Genomic DNA, 553 nt, shown 5'->3' with positions numbered 1-553 from the left:
CAATAGAACAAAATCTTGTTCGGCGATTGTTATCCCAGAAGCAGTAGAAGCGGTCACGGACTATTTCTACGCCGTCAAATTCAAAGAGTCAAATAATTTGATAAGACGTAGATGAATCTGATTTCATTTGGTCGGGTAGGCGGGATTTGAACCCACGACCTCCTCGTCCCGAACGAGGCGCGCTACCAACCTGCGCCACTACCCGAAAAGATTGATTGAAAACGTTAAGTTAAACAGTCATTGATTAATAGTCTCTGACACCACTAAATGCTGTAAAGCTAATGGGTCAATCGGTTTCACAAACCATCCATCAGCATCAGCTTCTTTGGCTAAAAAGATGTCAGCTTCTCTGTCTAATAACAGAAAAACTTTTTGATCCGAAATTCTTCCCGCCCGACTTTCTAAACGCACTTCAAGACAAGCTGCTACACCACCCATATTGCCGATTTGTAAATCAAGAATTATGGCCGCAGGTTCATGGACATGAATAGCCTCAATAACGTCCTTGCCTGCTTGAATCCTGACCACGTCGTAATCACCGCTTAGCGCAGCC

The 553-nt window shown here is 44.1% G+C and carries 1 protein-coding gene and 1 tRNA gene; both read right to left on the bottom strand.

Annotated features, from left to right (window positions below; all coding sequences use genetic code 11):
- Window positions 1–128 precede the first annotated feature (128 nt).
- Window positions 129–205, bottom strand: a tRNA-Pro gene (locus QF777_11975).
- Window positions 206–237: 32 nt separating this feature from the next.
- On the bottom strand, window positions 238–553 hold a 316-nt coding region (locus QF777_11970), incomplete at its 5' end, for a hypothetical protein (GenBank protein MDP6912254.1).

The organism is Acidimicrobiales bacterium (genome assembly GCA_030747595.1).
Taxonomy (GTDB): domain Bacteria; phylum Actinomycetota; class Acidimicrobiia; order Acidimicrobiales; family MedAcidi-G1; genus UBA9410.
This window is presented reverse-complemented; position numbering and strand designations above follow the sequence as displayed.